Here is a 15,261-nt window from a genome sequence, read left to right as displayed (position 1 = left end):
AGGGGTGAAGGCGCTTGTGCCACAACGCACCAGTGTGCGAGCAAGATTACGGGCTCGGGTCACCTGCAGCCCTAACGATCTCGACTGATCTGGCAAAGCGGGCGAGTCATTGCCATAAAAACTAAGTCCGTCGGGCGTCCCGGTTCCCCGGCACGGTCACGGCCCCGGCGTGGATTTACGTCATTGGGCGTAGATGCATCATCACAAAGAGTTTCTTCCTTCCCGGTGCGATTTGCTGTTCGCTTCGAATTCCGAAGCGGACGCGCATTCCCGTCTTTCCCATCGAAGGGCGGAAACGGTGAGCCGTGAAACGTCAATGGCCTGAATGGCGTGTTGGTGCATTAGGAAGGCCAGCGAAGCGAGTGGCGCGCATGAGCTTGCTCTTGAGGAAATCAATGAAATTGATGGCGCCAGCGGCGTTGGCGCAGATGACCATTGCCTCGATTATACTTGGTGTAGTCACATATAATTACCAAGGTGGTTTCCTGAGTTCCGTTGTCTATACTTCGGTTTGCTTTCTTTTGATGCAGGCCGGCTATTTTGCTGGTATCTTCTACATGGCATGGTCCGAGTACAAGCGGAAATCATCCTAGTTTGATTCCCTGGAATGACCGATTTTTCTCCTGATCGAAGGGTGAGTCATGACGAACGACATCTGGATATCCATCAGGCTGCGGCTTGAAAGAGAATGGCGGGTGCTTGATCCGGAGCGGAAGGCCTCGCTGCTGTCGTTGGAAGAACATCAGGACGATCACGTGCTGCCGGCTTTGCCCAGGCGGCGGCTGCGCATCGGAAGGGTCGATTGAGCCTCGACCGCCGGCCCGGCCAGTTGTTGCCGGACGGCATCGACAGCAGGGCAGCTTCGGCCGCCGCGCCAAGTCGGTTCGGTTTTCCGGTTGATCGCCTGCCCCTCGTGTTTCCTGATGCGTACCAGGAACAGATCCACGCTGATACGGAGCCTGCCATGTCTTGTCTCAGCAATGCCAAATACTGGCTGTCTACGCTATCGGATGGGGACGTTCGTGACATCGCTCGGCAGATCGACAAAGACGGGATTTTTTGCTCTCCCAACTTCCTTGCAGCCGAAGATCTCAGCCGGATGCAAAATTTTGTCGCCTCCGCGATCACGCGCGAGGGCCGCCAGACGATTTCGCTGAAAAGCGATGGGCTGGCGGGATCGGGCCTCGACGACCTCGGCAACTCCCCGGAATTCAAGGCTCTCTTTTCCCGCCTCTATTCCATCGGTCTCGGCCGGCCTGCGCCTGACGTCAAATTCTATCAGATTCTTCGATGCCTTACGGGCAAAAGCGTGACGGAACACTCCTTGATCTTTCACTATGATTCCTACGCGATCACGGCGCTTCTACCGATCGAAATCCCGAAATTCGGCAGGCGCGGCGACTTCTTGATTATCCCCAATACTCGCGGAATCCGATCGAATTACCTCTTCAATCTCGCCGACAAAGCCATCCTCGACAATGCGCTCACCCAGCGCATCCTGCGCAACCGCGCGTCCGGCGGAAAGGGCATGCAGCATGTGTCGTTGGTTCCGGGCAATCTCTATCTCTTCTGGGGCTACCGCAGCATCCACACGAATGAGCCTGTCGACGAAGGCGCTGTGCGGGCGACGGCGCTGTTCCATTATGCCGATCCGCACGCCGACAGTTACCTGAAGCGGCAGCTCGGCCGGGGTTAATCCGATATGTCCCGTCGCCAACTAGGCCGGGACGACCTCGGCGCCAGGCGACAGGGCGGACTTGTAGACGCTGAGCGTCTCGCGGGCGACACGTTCGATCGTCAGATTGTCGATCTGCAGCTGACTCCGTCCCTTCCACATATCCAGCCGCTCGGGATCCGCCAGCAGGTCGCAGAGAGCGGCTGCCAAGGCTTGCGGATCGCGCGGTGGGACCAAGACCCCGGCCTCTCCGAAACCGAGCAGCTGCGGGATTCCATCCACGTCCGTGCCGATCACCGCGCAGGCCGCCTCCCGCGCTTCCGACAGGACGAGTGGAGCAGGATCGGCATGGGAAGGAAGCACAAAGATGTCGGCGCCTAACATATAGGGAAAGGGTTCGTCGATGGCGCCGACAAATGTGATGGCGCTCGCGCAACCCGTTTCGCTGGCCAATTGCCGGTAGGCGGCTTCGAAGGGGCCGCCGCCGGCGATATAAAGATGGCTGTCGGGATATTCCTCGTGCGCCAGGCGGAAGGCTTCCAGGAGGTCGGGTAGCCCTTTTCTGGGATGCAGCCCTCCCACGAAAAGTATGCTTGGACTGCGAAGGGACGCAGGCGTCCTGTCCCGCCCTTCGAACCGAGCCGATCCGATTGTGCCGTTGAGAACGACGCGCAGTTTCGACGCCGCTATGCCGCGCTCCTGCATCGACTGTCCGACGGCTTGGCTAACCGCAATCACGCATGTGCCAAGCCCCATCAGTACTGCGCTTTTTTCGAATGCATTGTGAACGGTAGTAATAAGCGGCGTCGACGATAAACGACAGGCGGGGACTGAAAGAACAGCGCTCGTCATCATATGCGCATGCACGATATCCGGCTTCCAGTCGCGGATCAGGCGTCGCAGCGCCCAAAGTGACTTGAGTACGGTGAGAGGCTTTCTCTGCTGATCGACGAGGAACGTTTCAACCCTGTTGCGGGCGAGCAATCCGTCGAAATCGCCTCCACCGCTTGCCATACAGACAGTGTGGCCGAGCTTTACCTGAGCGCAGGCGAGGTCGACGGCCGCATGCACATTGCCATTCAGTCGCCTGGTGTGGTTCAGAACATGCATGATCCGCATAGGGGGCTCACGGGGTTGTGGGAGAGGATATCAGAAGCGGCGACGGTGCAGCCTCCCTCTCAGGAGAAGCTTCGATCGCTCCCGGTGGCTGAGGGACCTTCCTTTCGAACCCGAGAGCGGCTTCCGCATCGAGGGTGGAGACACGTGCTGTCGGCTGGTAGTTGAACCCGCCATGGCGTCCGTAGGACTGGATTCCGAACGCACGCAGGGCAGCGATGGCTTCATCGGCCTGGCGGGCGGCATCCCGGCTGTAGACGGGATAGGCATTGGTCAGGACCTGGGCGCCCTCGAGCTTCAGATCCCCTCGAAACAGCCCGTTCGCGGAAACGTGCGCGCGAAAATCCAATTCGGCCACGTCAACCGGGCTATCCGGTTGATCGGCAACGACTTCGACCGCGAAATATTCCCGCCCGTGGGTCCGGCCGTAGAAGTCTGAATAGACCGTCAACCGCTTCCATGCGCCATCATGCGAGAAATTGTAGACGATCGGCTGCTGAAAGCCACGCTCTCCGCTGAAGCTGAAATAGAGGCTGATCAGGGTGGTGGTATTGAGAACGTGCGGTCGCTCGATCGCGCACAGGGCCTGCACCCGCTCGATCGGAATCGTCGAAAACAGCCGACCTGCGGTAATCACCCGGTCCTCCAGCCTCAATCGGAATCCGTTCTCCAATCGATCGATTGCGACCGGTTTGACGCCCAGCGCGAATTGCACGCCTCGTTTCTCCAGGTTTTCCTGGGCGAGCCGGTAAAGAGGCGCAAATCCGGATTTGGGGCGGGCCAGCTGCTTGTTGGTCGGGCCCTGGCGTGCGGTACGAAAAAGGCGACGAGCGAGGTTGCCCAGCGAGGCATGTTCGCTGATCCACAGCATCCTTTTTTTCGCGAGATCGATATCGATCTGATCAAGCGCAATCCCGTAAAACCTCCGCATATAGGATTCCAGGCCCGACCGTCGGAGAAGCTCGGCGCCGATCCAGTAGCGTGAAAAGTCTCTCGCGTTGCGCATTTCGCGCTGGAACAGGCGTGCATAGAACACCGACCCGAAGATGCGCATCATCCCTTTGGCGCCGGCGCGCAAAATATCGTCCCGAAGTGAAATCGGATAGTCCGTGACCATTTTCTGGGGGTTCAATCGGCCCCAGCGAGGCTCGATCGGCACATAGAGAGGGAGGAGTTCGGGAAAATGCGTCAGCAGGGGGGAATCGTCCTGGAAAATCAGGCTTCCTATGTCGAACGTATATCCATTCGTCGACCAGTCCATGTGGTTCCCGCCGATGTGGCCGTATTCATCGACGATCAGGATTTTCTGACATCCTTGGTTGGCCAGCACGGCAGCCGAAACGAGGCCGCTAACTCCCGCTCCCAAAACAATGGCATCATACTCAAGATCCGCTGCTTTTTGCGGGGTAGGGAACTTCGTCTCATGCATGCAGGTCTCCATCGTTTGATCTAGTACTTCCGAGTTACCATGATGGAAGAAATTAAATATATATTTTGTGTATCTCGTTATTGCTCAAATAAATACCGTAGTGGTTATATTTTTGGCAGATATACTAATTGGTATATAGTAATTTAACTTGAAGGCATTTGTCTATGTCTGTTACACTCAGCCATCGGCACGGATGCACCCCTGTTCTGCGGATGTGTTCGGGGAAACTTCTGTCAGGGATTTTGGATTGGCGCTGGCCCGTCAAGGCGCGCTTGTTCCGGTAACTTGCGAGGGGAATGCTGGATGCCGCGCTGGAGTCTCGATGATCTCAATCGACCCCTTCATTCCATAGAGCTGATTGCGACGGATGTGTTCGATACCCTGTTGTTGCGCAATGGCCTGTCCCAGCGGTCGCGCGTCATTGCGGGCGAAAAGATGTTTGCCCGCTTTCTGCAAGGCCAGGGTTCGCCCATGTGCCCCGACCAACTGATCCGGGCCAGACTGCTTGCTGAAAAGATGGCATATCGTGCTCTGAACATGCGAGGCGGTCGGGGCGAGGTGTGCCTTTCCGATGTCATCTGCCGCCAACTGGCCATTCTCGGGTTGTCGCGCTCCGTAATGGAGAAGCGGATCGCTATCGAGATTGAAATCGAAAAGCGGGCGCTTTTTGCGAATGGCGATTTTGCCATGCTGTTGAGGCGCCATCGTCAAGCCGGTGTAAGGGTCGTGGCGATCACCGATACGGGGCTGTCCGGTGAAAAAGTCGGCGAACTCATCGACCATTTCCACGGCCCCGGCCTCGTGGACAAGATCTATTCAAGCGCGGACCTGAAGGCCAGCAAGCGACAGGGCGATCTCTTTTCTCTGGTTCTGGAGACTGAAGGGGTGGACGCTTCGCGCACGCTGCACCTCGGCGATGACCTTCTTGCCGATTGCCTCGTACCAAGGAGCATGGGGATACAGACCATCCATATGCCGAAGAACCGCCTCAAGCGGCTCGTTTCAAAAGGCAACGGAGCCTTGGCAGAAGGGCTGCGGCAAATCAGAAGTGGATCGGCCTCCCGCGGGGTCATACCGCCGATCGGCGATCAGGTTCACTTCGGCGAGCATGTATTCGGCCCGATCGTCGCAGAATTTTGTCTCATCCTGTGGCTATATGGGCAGCAGGTGAGTTCGGACCGTGATGCGAGGATGCTGTTTTGCGCGCGCGGGGGACTTGGCATACGGGAAGCTTTCGAACGTCTCCAATCCGTGCTCGACCTGCCTCTTTCGTTAAAACGCGAGAATATCCTGATTTCGCGCCTGATTGCTGCCCGCTCAGCGGTGGCGGCCAGAAGCCCGGTTGCCCTCGATGAACTGGCGCGCGAATTCGAAGGCGCAAGTTTCGCCGCCGTCGCAAATGCCCTCGGCAACGGTTCTTATGATCTACCCGACGAGTGGCAGCAGATTTTTGATGCGAGCCGCTTTTTCGACATGCTCGATACGACTGCCGGCAGCGTTGTAACGCAAGACATCGACAGTCAGAATGACTACTTCAAGATCCATATCGGGCAAATCGCAGGTGATGCCAAACGTATTATCCTCTGCGACACCGGGCTCTACGGCAGCACCCAAAGACTTCTGTCCGCCGGGCTACCGGAGCATCGTTTCGAAACGGTGCAGTTTGCGCGATGCAATTACAAGGGGCTTAGCGAAGACCATTTTCCCAATGTGGCGGGTCTCGTGGTGGAGGATCGCTTCTACGACCCCTTCAAGACGAGGACAGTGGTCCTGCGGTATTGGCACATCATCGAGAGTCTTTTTGAGCCGGCCATACCTTCCGTCAAAACTCTCAGCATGGGACATGACGGCACGGTGCTCGGCAATTCGGGAGAGATTCGCTTCGGCAGGCTCGATCCAGCCGCGGGCAATCCGCTTCTCACCGGCGCGCTGCGCTACATCGATGGTCTCTCCAGCGGCGCGCAGGCCCTGGGCGATGCGGATCGGGCCTGGCTGAGACTTAAACAAGCGATCATAAATCCGTCGAAGGCGGATATGGTCGCCTTGGGCGTCGCTCCCCGATCGGTTGATTTCGGGCGAGGTGAATTCGTCGCGACGGTTACACCGGCGACACGCGCCGGGATGGCACGCAAGTTGGTGGCGGTGAAATCTCAGCTGTGGCGCGAGGGAGCGATTGCGCAGGAGTTTCCGCGTTTGAAGCCGGCCTTGCTCCGCGCCGTTGGAATGGCGCATGTCCTACGGGGCTTCTCGGCCAGACTGAACCGTTGAAGAGCATTCGAGGACAATACCGACGACGGAAACGAAGCAGGCTTTCTTGTTGGAGCCGGGTAGTGAGACAGAGGCATGGTGAAGAATGCTTGCGTTCGCAGCTCTCAAAGGAGCCAGTTGGCTCGTCTTTTCCCGCTTTGTCGGACGGTTTATCGACTTTTTCAACCTACTCATTCTGGCTCGCCTGTTGTCCCCGGCGGAATTTGGACTGGCGGCGCTCGCAATGGCGCTGGTCGTGGTCATAGATACGGTTCTGGAGGTTCCGGTCACCCAGGCACTGGTGCGACTGAAGGTGCTCGACAAGAGCCACCTTGATACCGGCTTCACACTCGGTGTGTTGAGAAGTTCGGCGATCGCCGCGATCTTCCTTGTCGCGACCTGGCCGTATTCGCTGGTGAATGGAAATCCCCTGCTCGTTCCGGTGATCGCCGCCATGGCGCTCGGCCCTATCGCGAAGGGGTTCATGAGTCCTGCCATGGTGCATTTTGCCCGGGCGCTCGAATTCCGCCCGACATTCGCGATCGAAACGATCAGCAAGCTCTGCGCTTTTGTGGCCGCTGTCGCCACCGTCGTTGCCGGAGGCGGCTATTGGGCGATCGTCGTCAATTTCGTGATCACCGCATTTGTCGCCACCGTCGCTTCCTATATCGTGGCCCCTTACAGACCTGCGTTCTCGTTGAGCCGGCTCTCCGATTTTGCGGGCTTTATCGGCTGGTTCAGTTCGGCGCAATTGGTGTCCGCCTTGAATTGGCAGTTCGATCGTTTCCTGATCGGCTCTGCCGGAACCAGCGCCATGCTCGGCCGCTACGCCGTCGCAAGTGACATCGCCGTCATCCCGACCCAGAGCATAATCGGCCCGGCGCTGCAGCCGGTCATGGCAGCGTTTTCGCAGATCAGTTCGAATGCGGACCGAATGAGGACGGCTTTCCTCAAGGCAAGTCGTTTCGCGATGCTGATTTCGCTTCCTGTTTGCGTCGGCCTCTCCCTGACGGCAGATCTCGTGACCGCTATCCTGCTCGGAGCGCAATGGAGCGACGCGGCTCCCTATCTCAGCCTGCTTGCCCTTTCAGTCATTCCGATACCGTATTTCCAGACGCTCTACTCGGCGAGCCTCGCTCTCGATCGTCCCTCCGTCATTTTCCGGCTCAATGTGATCGACCTGTGCTTCCGGGTCGTCCTGATCTCTGTCGGCTTCTATCTTCTGGCAGCCCTTGGAGCGAGCATTGGCCGAATCCTGGTCGCTTCCGTGATGGCTGTTTTCTACGTTGCCGAGGCACGGCGGCTGTTCGGGCCGGGGCCATGGCAACAGCTCCGGAACCTTTGGAAAGTTCTGACTTCCGCAGCCGTCATGGCAATTGCCGTCATCTGGTTGCGATCGGCAATGCCGGCGTCCGGTCTGCCCGTCGTGATTGAGCTTGTCGCGGTCGCGAGCGCGGGCGCAGCCACCTACCTCGTCACACTGTTCGGACTAGGCATGCGGATTGCCCTTACAGCCGGAAGACCTGATCTGGTCGATCGGTAGTCCGCTCAGGTCAGCGCCCGAATGAGCCCGCGCGTCGAGCGGGTTCCCGCGCCCAGACGATAGGCAAGCGCCTTTCGGGCGCGATCTCTGGGAAGCAGACTGATGGCCGTGAAAAACAGCGTCATGGAAACCTTCATCCGCAGCGGATTTTTGTCCCGCCACAACCGCCCCACAAGCCCAGCCAGTCTGGCGAAGGAAATCCGTTCGTCCTCCGCTACCGCAAGATAAAAGCGCCGCTCACGATAGAAATAGGTATGCTCGGCGGATACGAGACCGGACCGATAGCCATAGCCTGGCAGAATCCGGCGTAGATGCTCCGTCCTGGCGACGAATCTCTGAAGATCCCGATGCAGAGCCTGAGTGTTCAGTTCGTCACCGAAGCCGGAATCGTTGCGGTCATGGACCCGGTAAAGACCGAGCGGCTGCGGCAGACTCACCACGTCGCCGATGAATGGCGCCGCGAACAGGATGATGCCATCGACAGCCCTGTCATAGTCTGCGTCCTTCAGGAGTTCGCACACGTCGCGTCTGAAAACGTTGCCCGAGGTCGGAGGTGTCGCGTAGGCACCCGTACGCAAGACCCGCCCGGCCAGTTCCCGTCCTCTGAACGCCTGGAGTTCGGGTATCGGGCCGCTGATGACATTGCCGTCGCCATCGATCCGCTTCAACGGAAACTGAAGTTTCGCAACCCCGTCGTCCAGGTTGGCGAGGATCACCTCCAATGCTTCGGGGAGAAGCTCATCATCGGCATCCAGAAACAGGACGAAGGGTGCCTGTGTCTGCTCAAGGCCAAAAAGACAGGCCCTGCGTTGACCGCCGTTTGAAAGTCGAAACGCGCGCACCCCCAGTTCGCGGATCACCTCCCACGAACCATCGGTGGAGCCGTCGTCGATCACGAGGATCTGGCACTGCCTGCACTTTTGCGAGAGGACGCTTTCAACCGCGCGCCTGATGAATTGGGAATAGTTGAAGCAGGTGATGATGATCGCAAGCTTGCAGGTACGGCCCTCCTGACCATCGGTGAATTGTTCAGATCCGGAGGAATCCTGCACCTGTGGAGGCGTTCGCGGGGAAGCCACGGGGCCGGCGGTGGTCATGACCTCACCCTGTTGACTACGGTGCCGATCACCGGCGCGCCGGCGCGCCGCAGCTGGTTGTGAACGTCCTTCACCTCATCAATTGTCGTGCGTCCGCTCTTTGCGACGATCAAGACGGCATCGGCGTGAAATGCCAGCGCCAGCGCATCCAGCGAAGTATCAAGGGCGGGAAGATCGAAGATGACATCTCCCTTCAGCCGAGCCGTCTCCAGAATCCGCAATACGCTGGGATGGCGGAAGTCCGCAAAAATATCGATATGCGGGTCCGTCGAGTGGATCGGCAGAGTGGCAATGCCATCGAGATTGCCGAAGGACAGCTGATCCGCCTTCAGACCTGAGATTGCCACATCGGCCAGGGAGGTTGAGGAACTGGATGTTTCTTCGACCACGGACGGCAGCCCCGAATAGAAGAACGTCACATGGTGGCCGCTTCGGCTCAGAAGCTGCGCCATGCTGAGAGACAGGGTCGAGACGCCCGTCGCAGCCGTAGCCCCGATGAACGCGATCACGATGTTTCTTTCCCGCCGTTGCGATGCGCAGGCGACATCGACGGAGGTTTTCAAGTCGCGAATGACACTGGCATATCGTTGAAGCGCCGGGCTGTCGAAATGCCACCCGATGCCTGCCGTTTTTCCGGTGTCGGGGACCGTCGCCAGGCATGGAATGCCGGCTTCCTGCGAGAGTTCCTTCGTATCGCGCACCCGCCGATCAAAGGCCACGTTGATAGCTATGGTCGACATGCCGATCAGAAACCCCAGCAGCCCGCCCAATGCGGCGATCAGTTTCTTGCGGGGGCCGGAGGGATCGAGTGGCGGAAGCGCGGCGCCGATGATCCGCGCATCGGCATCCGGCGTGGCCAGCACGGGTAACGTGCCGCTCCTCATCGCCTCCCGCGCCGCGTTGACCTGGGCAGCCAGCGCGTCCAGTCGTCCTTGCAGCGTGTCCGTGCCAGCGCGCGCCATCTGTTCTTTGGAGGCAATCGATTGGAGGATGTATCCCGACGCCATGGCGTTTGCGACACGGGCAGGAAGGTTCTGATTGTATGACCAGAATTCGATTTCGACGACGTAAGATTGCCCCACCCGCCGCGCGCTCAGCCGTTTGACGAAATTCGCGAAGGCAATGCGGCGGGCGTTTTCGCGGGGATCCGCGGCCGGGTCCAGAGCATCCTCGGCCCGCCTTGATGTCTTGCCAAGCGTCGTCAACCCGTTGTCCACGAGCGTCGACACCGTGTCCTGCACCTGAACCGCCAGCCCGCTGAATTCCTTCGGCGGCCGGGGACCGAGTTCGGCATCGCCCTGAAGGACAAGGCTGTCGAAGACGGCGGATAGAAGCCGCTCCGAACGGATGATCTGCAATTCGCTTTCCGCGCTGTTCAGGTCCAGGTTCTGTTGCCCGCTGATGTCTCGGTCGGCGGACGCAAATTGCCGCGGCTCCAGCAGAAGCGTTGCCGTGGCATTGTACACCTTCGGGAGAGAGTCCGCGTAAAGAAAGGCGAGTAGAAACCCTGCTGCCGTGCACGCGACAAGCCGTATCTTGTTGCGCCACGCAAGCGCGATAATCAGGCGGAGCAGCGCGAGAGGACCTTCGCCGGCATCGCCTGTCGGTGGGCGATCCGTGCGCCACACGCGGGAAGCTTCCTCCAGAGGGCCAGGCCTGTTGAAAGTCATTTGGCCTTCCCTCCGGCTCGCAGCGGCCGATCGCTGAAGACCGGCAACCGAGCGGCCCGCTCAGGCTCCAGGCGTCCTCGCAGAACATCCGCAAAGCCCATGATATTGCCTTTGACCCTCCCGCGTCGATCGATAAACGGTTCCGCCCATAACAGCCGGCCGAAATTGCTGGCGATGTTGCGCAAAACCTGGTCGGCAACCTGCGCAAGCGTCATGGTGCCCTTGCGCATCATGTAAAGCGGGTTGACGATCTGAGAATATCCCAGTCGCTCACCGCTCACGCGGCCGCTCTTGACGCCCATGTGTATGCCGCAGGCCTCGTCCGATTTGACGAAGCGTCCACCCTGCTTGGCGAGCGCGGCCGCGAAATCACGATCCTCCAGCCAGCCATACAGGACCAGCCGTTCGTCGAACCTTGCGTCGCCGATGGCGGACATGCGGAAGGCCATGTTGCAGCCATAGGGACTGTAGGGTTCATGCCACCTCGAACCAGGGGATGGGGCACGATCCAGAAGGCGAAGGGCCTCATCGAAGGGGATGCCGGGGCCTTTGATTCCATCAGCGATCACGTGCCCCGTCAACCCAACGAGGCGGCTTTCATCGCGAAACGCGCAGACGGTGGATGCCAGCCAATTTGCGTCGGCGACGAAATCATCGTCGAAAAAGACGACTACGTCCGTTCCGGCGGGCAGGTTGGCGAGCGCTCTATTGCGTTGGGCCGCAAGGCCCGCCTTTCCCGTCACGATCGTCACTTCGGGATCGGAAACCAGATCGCCGACGTCGGACGCATCGACGCAGGACACCACCAGCATATCCGGTCGAACCGTCTGGGTTGCGAGAAGATGGCGCACCGTCGCGCTGACGACGGCCGGGCGGCCGCGAGTGGCGATGGCAACTGCCAGGTTAAGTTCCTTCGACCTTGGCGACTTATGCGGAACAAGGTCTTTCGCGGGGTTCTGAAGCAGCTCCCGATAACCCGCTGCGGTATTCGTCCAAGAAAAGTTGCGCACCTGCTCCAAGCCTTGACCGCGCAGCTCCCCTTTGAGCAGATCGGACCCCTTCAGGGCTGCGATATGCCTGATCCACTCCTCCGGCTGGAAGGGGGAGGCCATCAGCGCCGCCGCCCCGCACACTTCAGGCATGCTGGCGCAATCGGACGCCACGACGGGGCAACCCAAGGCCATGGCTTCGACAATGGGCAGCCCAAAGCCCTCGGTGATGGAGGGGAACACCAGACAGAGTGCATGTTTCAGAAAATAGGCAAGATCGTCGTCCGACACCCGCCCCACGAGAAGGACGTTGGGCTGTTTTTCGAAAAGGTCAGGGGCAAAGATACCCGCACTTCCGCCGGCGACGATGATGTCGATATCCAGATCGTCAAGAGCCGCTGCCGCCTTCATCAGCAATCCAAGGTTTTTGTGATGGGCACGTGAGGCAAGCGCCAGAACGAATTGGCGGCCTCTTGCGCCTATGGCACCCACCATTTGCGGCGCGACCTTCGCCAGCCGGGCGTCCCACTCGAGAGCGTGTTCGTGGCCATTGGGAAGGACCGCAATATCTTTCTGTCGGACAGGCAGATAGCGGGCGAGTTGCCGGGCCGATGCGTGAGAGACGGTGGCGATGCGAGCGGAACGTCGAACCAGGAGCGGATGCAGTCGGGAGTAGGCCATGCGGAACGCGCGGCCATAACTTTCCGGGGCGGCGAAAATATTGGCGTCATGGATGCAGACGATCTGATCCTTCTTGAGCACGGGTGCCGAATTGCAAAGATTGAGCAGCGGCCCCTGGCAAGTCCGGGCAAGCACGGTCTGCTCCCACGCGTGCCCGCCGAAATTGCCGGAGGTGACCAGCGGAAGTCGGGCAAAACCCGGGTCCGTCGTGCCGACGGGAGCGATTATCGGCAAGCGCTCTTCATCACCGAAGGTGCGGTCGAGAGCCTTGACGACATTCATCGCATAGCGCTGAACGCCGGTCGCACTTTGCGTCAGGAACCGTCCGTTGATGGCGCAGTGCTCGATTGAGCTCACGACTGCCCTCCATCATGGTTTGCGTGGAAAGGGGGGGCAATGTGCGGGTACCAAGGGCGGTGGACGAGGGGGCCCCGCTCATCTGCGAATTTTCCGGGTGGCGAAAAACAGGACCGCGGCGACAAGCAGATGGCGGTCTCTTTTTGCTGAAAGTTCCTGCTGGCGATCTCAAAACTGGCTTGCAAGATGTGCTGATCCCTCGATGCTATTGCATTGCGTCTGCCGTATTTCACTCCATCCCGCGCGGAACGTCCGCCGTTTCTCAACCGCCCGCCCCGCGGGGCGGGCTCAATAATCAATAGCTGCCGTGCGCGCGCAACACCGCCGGGACGGTCTTGGCCATGATGACGATATCCCCCCAGATGCTCTGTTCTCGGACATAGCGCATGTCGAGTTCGACGCGTGCGTTGTAGCTGATGTCATTGCGGCCGCTGATCTGCCAAAGCCCAGTCAGGCCCGGCCGAACCCGGATGTAATCCACAAAGTGACGACCATAGAACTCCGCCTCGCTCGACACGATCGGGCGCGGGCCGACGATGCTCATATGTCCCAGTATGACGTTCAGGAGCTGGGGTATCTCGTCGGCGCTGCTCTTGCGCAGCAAGGCGCCGAGCGGCGTAATCCTGGGGTCGTTCTTCAGTTTGTGCGTGGCGGCCCATTCCGCCCCGTCCGACGGATTGGCGGAGAGATGCCGACGCAGAGCTTCGTCGGCATTGGGGACCATTGTCCTGAACTTGAGACACGGGAACATCACCCCATTCTTGCCGATCCGGCGGTGCCCAACGAAGATTGGGCGACCCTGAACGGCATAAAGCAGGGCGATCAGCATCACGATCATCGGCATGAGAACGATAAGGGCAATAAGAGAAATGACCGTGTCGAGTGCCCGTTTCAGATAGACCGAGAGGCGATGAGAGGCTTCGTTTCCGATCCTCGGGAAGGCGAATTGTTCGGGTGCCTGAAGATGCGTGCCGTTCATCGCATTCAAATTACCACTGACATTCATGTCATTCATCTGCTGGCTCCGTACTCTAGAAAAAAGACGAAAGGGTATGGGCAGACAATCTATAGCGGCATCCAGACCCACGTTAGCGCCTGGTATTTCATTTGACAATACTTTTGTTGCGGCGCACTATTTAGGCAATCACGAACAGTATCGGCACTATTTACCGATATATGGGGGAATTAAACTGCACATTCCGGGGTAGATAATCGTATCTACTTCTTTCGATCTATAGCGTGAGCCAAATTGGCGCAATAGCTGAAGAATTTGGCTATTGCTCGGGTCATTGGGGAAGCTTCATGCGGGTGGCAATCGTCCATTACTGGCTGGTCGGAATGCGGGGCGGCGAAAAGGTCCTGGAGGCGCTCTGCCGAATTTATCCGGGCGCCGATATCTACACCCATGTGTATGATCCCGCTGTAATATCAGCGGAAATCCGGAAGCATCGCATCCAAACGACCTTCATCGATTCCTTGCCTTACGCGAAGCGGATGTACAAAAAATATCTGCCGCTGATGCCCATGGCTTTGGAGCAGCTGGACCTCAGCGGGTATGACCTCGTCATTAGTAGCGAGTCGGGACCCTCAAAAGGAGTAATACCTACCTCCCCGGCTATCCATATTTGTTACTGTCATTCGCCCATGCGATACATTTGGAACATGTACAATAAGTACTATGAAACCTCCGGCAGGCTGACGCGGCTGATGATGCCGCCGCTGGCGCATTATTTGCGGACCTGGGATGTCGCGGCGGCCAGCCGCGTCGATGAATTCATCGCCAATTCCACGACGGTGGCACAGCGGGTGAAGAGCTATTACCGCAGGGATGCCCATATCATCCATCCGCCCGTCGATACCCAGGCTTTTCGACCGGTCGCCACCCGCGATCTCGAGGATTATTATCTGATGGCTGGGGAACTGGTGAGCTACAAACGCCCGGATCTCGCCGTGGAAGCGTTCAACCGGATGAAGGCGAAGCTGGTGGTTATCGGCGGCGGCGAAATGCTGGCTCGCCTGCGCAAGATCGCCGGACCGACCGTGACGATCATGGGTGCCCAGCCATTCGACGTCCTTCAGCACCACTACGCACGCTGCAGGGCACTCGTATTTCCGGGCGAGGAGGATTTCGGCATCGTGCCTGTTGAAGCGATGGCAAGCGGCCGCCCTGTCATCGCCTATGGACGGGGCGGAGCGACGGAAACCGTGGTCGCCGGCAAGACCGGTGTATTCTTCCCGATCCAATCGATCGAGGCCGTCATCGATGCCGTGGAGCGTCTCGATAAAATGGATCTCAACCCCGCCGATGCCGTCGCGCGGGCGCAGGATTTCCGGACGTCGGTTTTCATCGACAAATTCAGGTCCTACGCCAATCATCTCACCGGGCAGGGGCCGATCTGGGATGACGTGCGAATAGCTTAAGCCAACTTGAGAGTGGGAGTGACCGGATGCAGCAAC

Annotated in this window: 13 protein-coding genes; 7 read left to right on the top strand and 6 right to left on the bottom strand. The window is 59.0% G+C overall.

From position 1 onward, the window contains the following. Positions 1-371 precede the first annotated feature (371 nt). The 3 genes from GQ59_RS33720 to GQ59_RS25290 all read left to right on the top strand — a co-directional run bounded on the left by GQ59_RS33720 (position 372) and on the right by GQ59_RS25290 (position 1,696). Complete coding sequence (locus GQ59_RS33720) at positions 372-593, top strand: exopolysaccharide production repressor protein (RefSeq protein ID WP_051904199.1); 222 nt, start codon at positions 372-374, stop codon at positions 591-593. A gap of 48 nt (positions 594-641) precedes the next feature. Beyond that, positions 642-806: a hypothetical protein gene (locus GQ59_RS32415; protein WP_156376364.1), complete on the top strand. Its 165-nt coding sequence runs from the start codon at positions 642-644 to the stop codon at positions 804-806. Between the two features lie 293 nt (positions 807-1,099). Beyond that, a complete protein-coding gene (locus GQ59_RS25290) occupies positions 1,100-1,696 on the top strand; it encodes a hypothetical protein (protein ID WP_244448057.1) in 597 nt (198 codons plus the stop codon). Positions 1,697-1,717: 21 nt separating this feature from the next. Here the strand turns inward: GQ59_RS25290 and GQ59_RS25285 are convergent, their stop codons facing one another. Then, the gene (locus tag GQ59_RS25285; RefSeq protein ID WP_037086532.1) at positions 1,718-2,794 is read right to left on the bottom strand and encodes a glycosyltransferase family 4 protein; all 1,077 of its coding nucleotides are present in this window, start codon (positions 2,792-2,794) and stop codon (positions 1,718-1,720) included. Between the two features lie 7 nt (positions 2,795-2,801). Continuing rightward, on the bottom strand, positions 2,802-4,220 hold the full coding sequence (locus GQ59_RS25280) for an NAD(P)-binding protein (protein ID WP_084683286.1): 1,419 nt from the start codon (positions 4,218-4,220) through the stop codon (positions 2,802-2,804). Between the two features lie 303 nt (positions 4,221-4,523). Between GQ59_RS25280 and GQ59_RS25275 the strand changes: the two genes are divergently transcribed. Both GQ59_RS25275 and GQ59_RS25270 read left to right on the top strand, forming a co-directional pair. Continuing rightward, the gene (locus GQ59_RS25275) at positions 4,524-6,488 is read left to right on the top strand and encodes a hydrolase (protein ID WP_037086531.1); all 1,965 of its coding nucleotides are present in this window, start codon (positions 4,524-4,526) and stop codon (positions 6,486-6,488) included. An 85-nt stretch (positions 6,489-6,573) separates the two neighbouring features. Continuing rightward, positions 6,574-8,010, top strand: coding sequence for an oligosaccharide flippase family protein (locus GQ59_RS25270; protein ID WP_037086530.1), 1,437 nt, complete (start codon positions 6,574-6,576; stop codon positions 8,008-8,010). A 5-nt stretch (positions 8,011-8,015) separates the two neighbouring features. On the opposite strand, the gene GQ59_RS25265 is transcribed toward GQ59_RS25270, so the two are convergent. From GQ59_RS25265 to GQ59_RS25255, 3 genes are read right to left on the bottom strand one after another with little or no spacing between them, the layout of a single operon-like run. After that, positions 8,016-9,107 carry a glycosyltransferase family 2 protein gene (locus GQ59_RS25265; protein WP_084683285.1) on the bottom strand — a complete coding sequence of 364 codons (1,092 nt, stop codon included), beginning with the start codon at positions 9,105-9,107 and terminating at the stop codon, positions 8,016-8,018. Further along, positions 9,104-10,735 carry a Wzz/FepE/Etk N-terminal domain-containing protein gene (locus GQ59_RS25260; RefSeq protein ID WP_341872401.1) on the bottom strand — a complete coding sequence of 544 codons (1,632 nt, stop codon included), beginning with the start codon at positions 10,733-10,735 and terminating at the stop codon, positions 9,104-9,106. The genes GQ59_RS25265 and GQ59_RS25260 overlap by 4 nt, the downstream gene beginning before the upstream one ends. Before the next feature lie 38 nt (positions 10,736-10,773). Continuing rightward, positions 10,774-12,528, bottom strand: a complete 1,755-nt coding sequence (locus GQ59_RS25255; RefSeq protein ID WP_244448056.1) for a glycosyltransferase family 4 protein — start codon at positions 12,526-12,528, stop codon at positions 10,774-10,776. Between GQ59_RS25255 and GQ59_RS33165 the strand changes: the two genes are divergently transcribed. Continuing rightward, positions 12,496-12,798, top strand: a complete 303-nt coding sequence (locus GQ59_RS33165) for a hypothetical protein (RefSeq protein ID WP_244448055.1) — start codon at positions 12,496-12,498, stop codon at positions 12,796-12,798. The genes GQ59_RS25255 and GQ59_RS33165 overlap by 33 nt on opposite strands. A gap of 301 nt (positions 12,799-13,099) precedes the next feature. On the opposite strand, the gene GQ59_RS25250 is transcribed toward GQ59_RS33165, so the two are convergent. Beyond that, positions 13,100-13,819 (bottom strand): sugar transferase, encoded by a 720-nt coding sequence (locus GQ59_RS25250; protein WP_084683284.1) that lies wholly within the window; start codon positions 13,817-13,819, stop codon positions 13,100-13,102. A 323-nt stretch (positions 13,820-14,142) separates the two neighbouring features. On the opposite strand from GQ59_RS25250, the gene GQ59_RS25245 reads away from it, so the two are divergent. Then, on the top strand, positions 14,143-15,225 hold the full coding sequence (locus GQ59_RS25245) for a glycosyltransferase (protein WP_037086564.1): 1,083 nt from the start codon (positions 14,143-14,145) through the stop codon (positions 15,223-15,225). The last annotated feature ends 36 nt before the right edge of the window (positions 15,226-15,261 follow it).

The sequence above is a fragment of the Neorhizobium vignae genome, from assembly GCF_000732195.1.
In the GTDB taxonomy this organism is placed as follows: domain Bacteria; phylum Pseudomonadota; class Alphaproteobacteria; order Rhizobiales; family Rhizobiaceae; genus Neorhizobium; species Neorhizobium vignae.
This window is presented reverse-complemented; position numbering and strand designations above follow the sequence as displayed.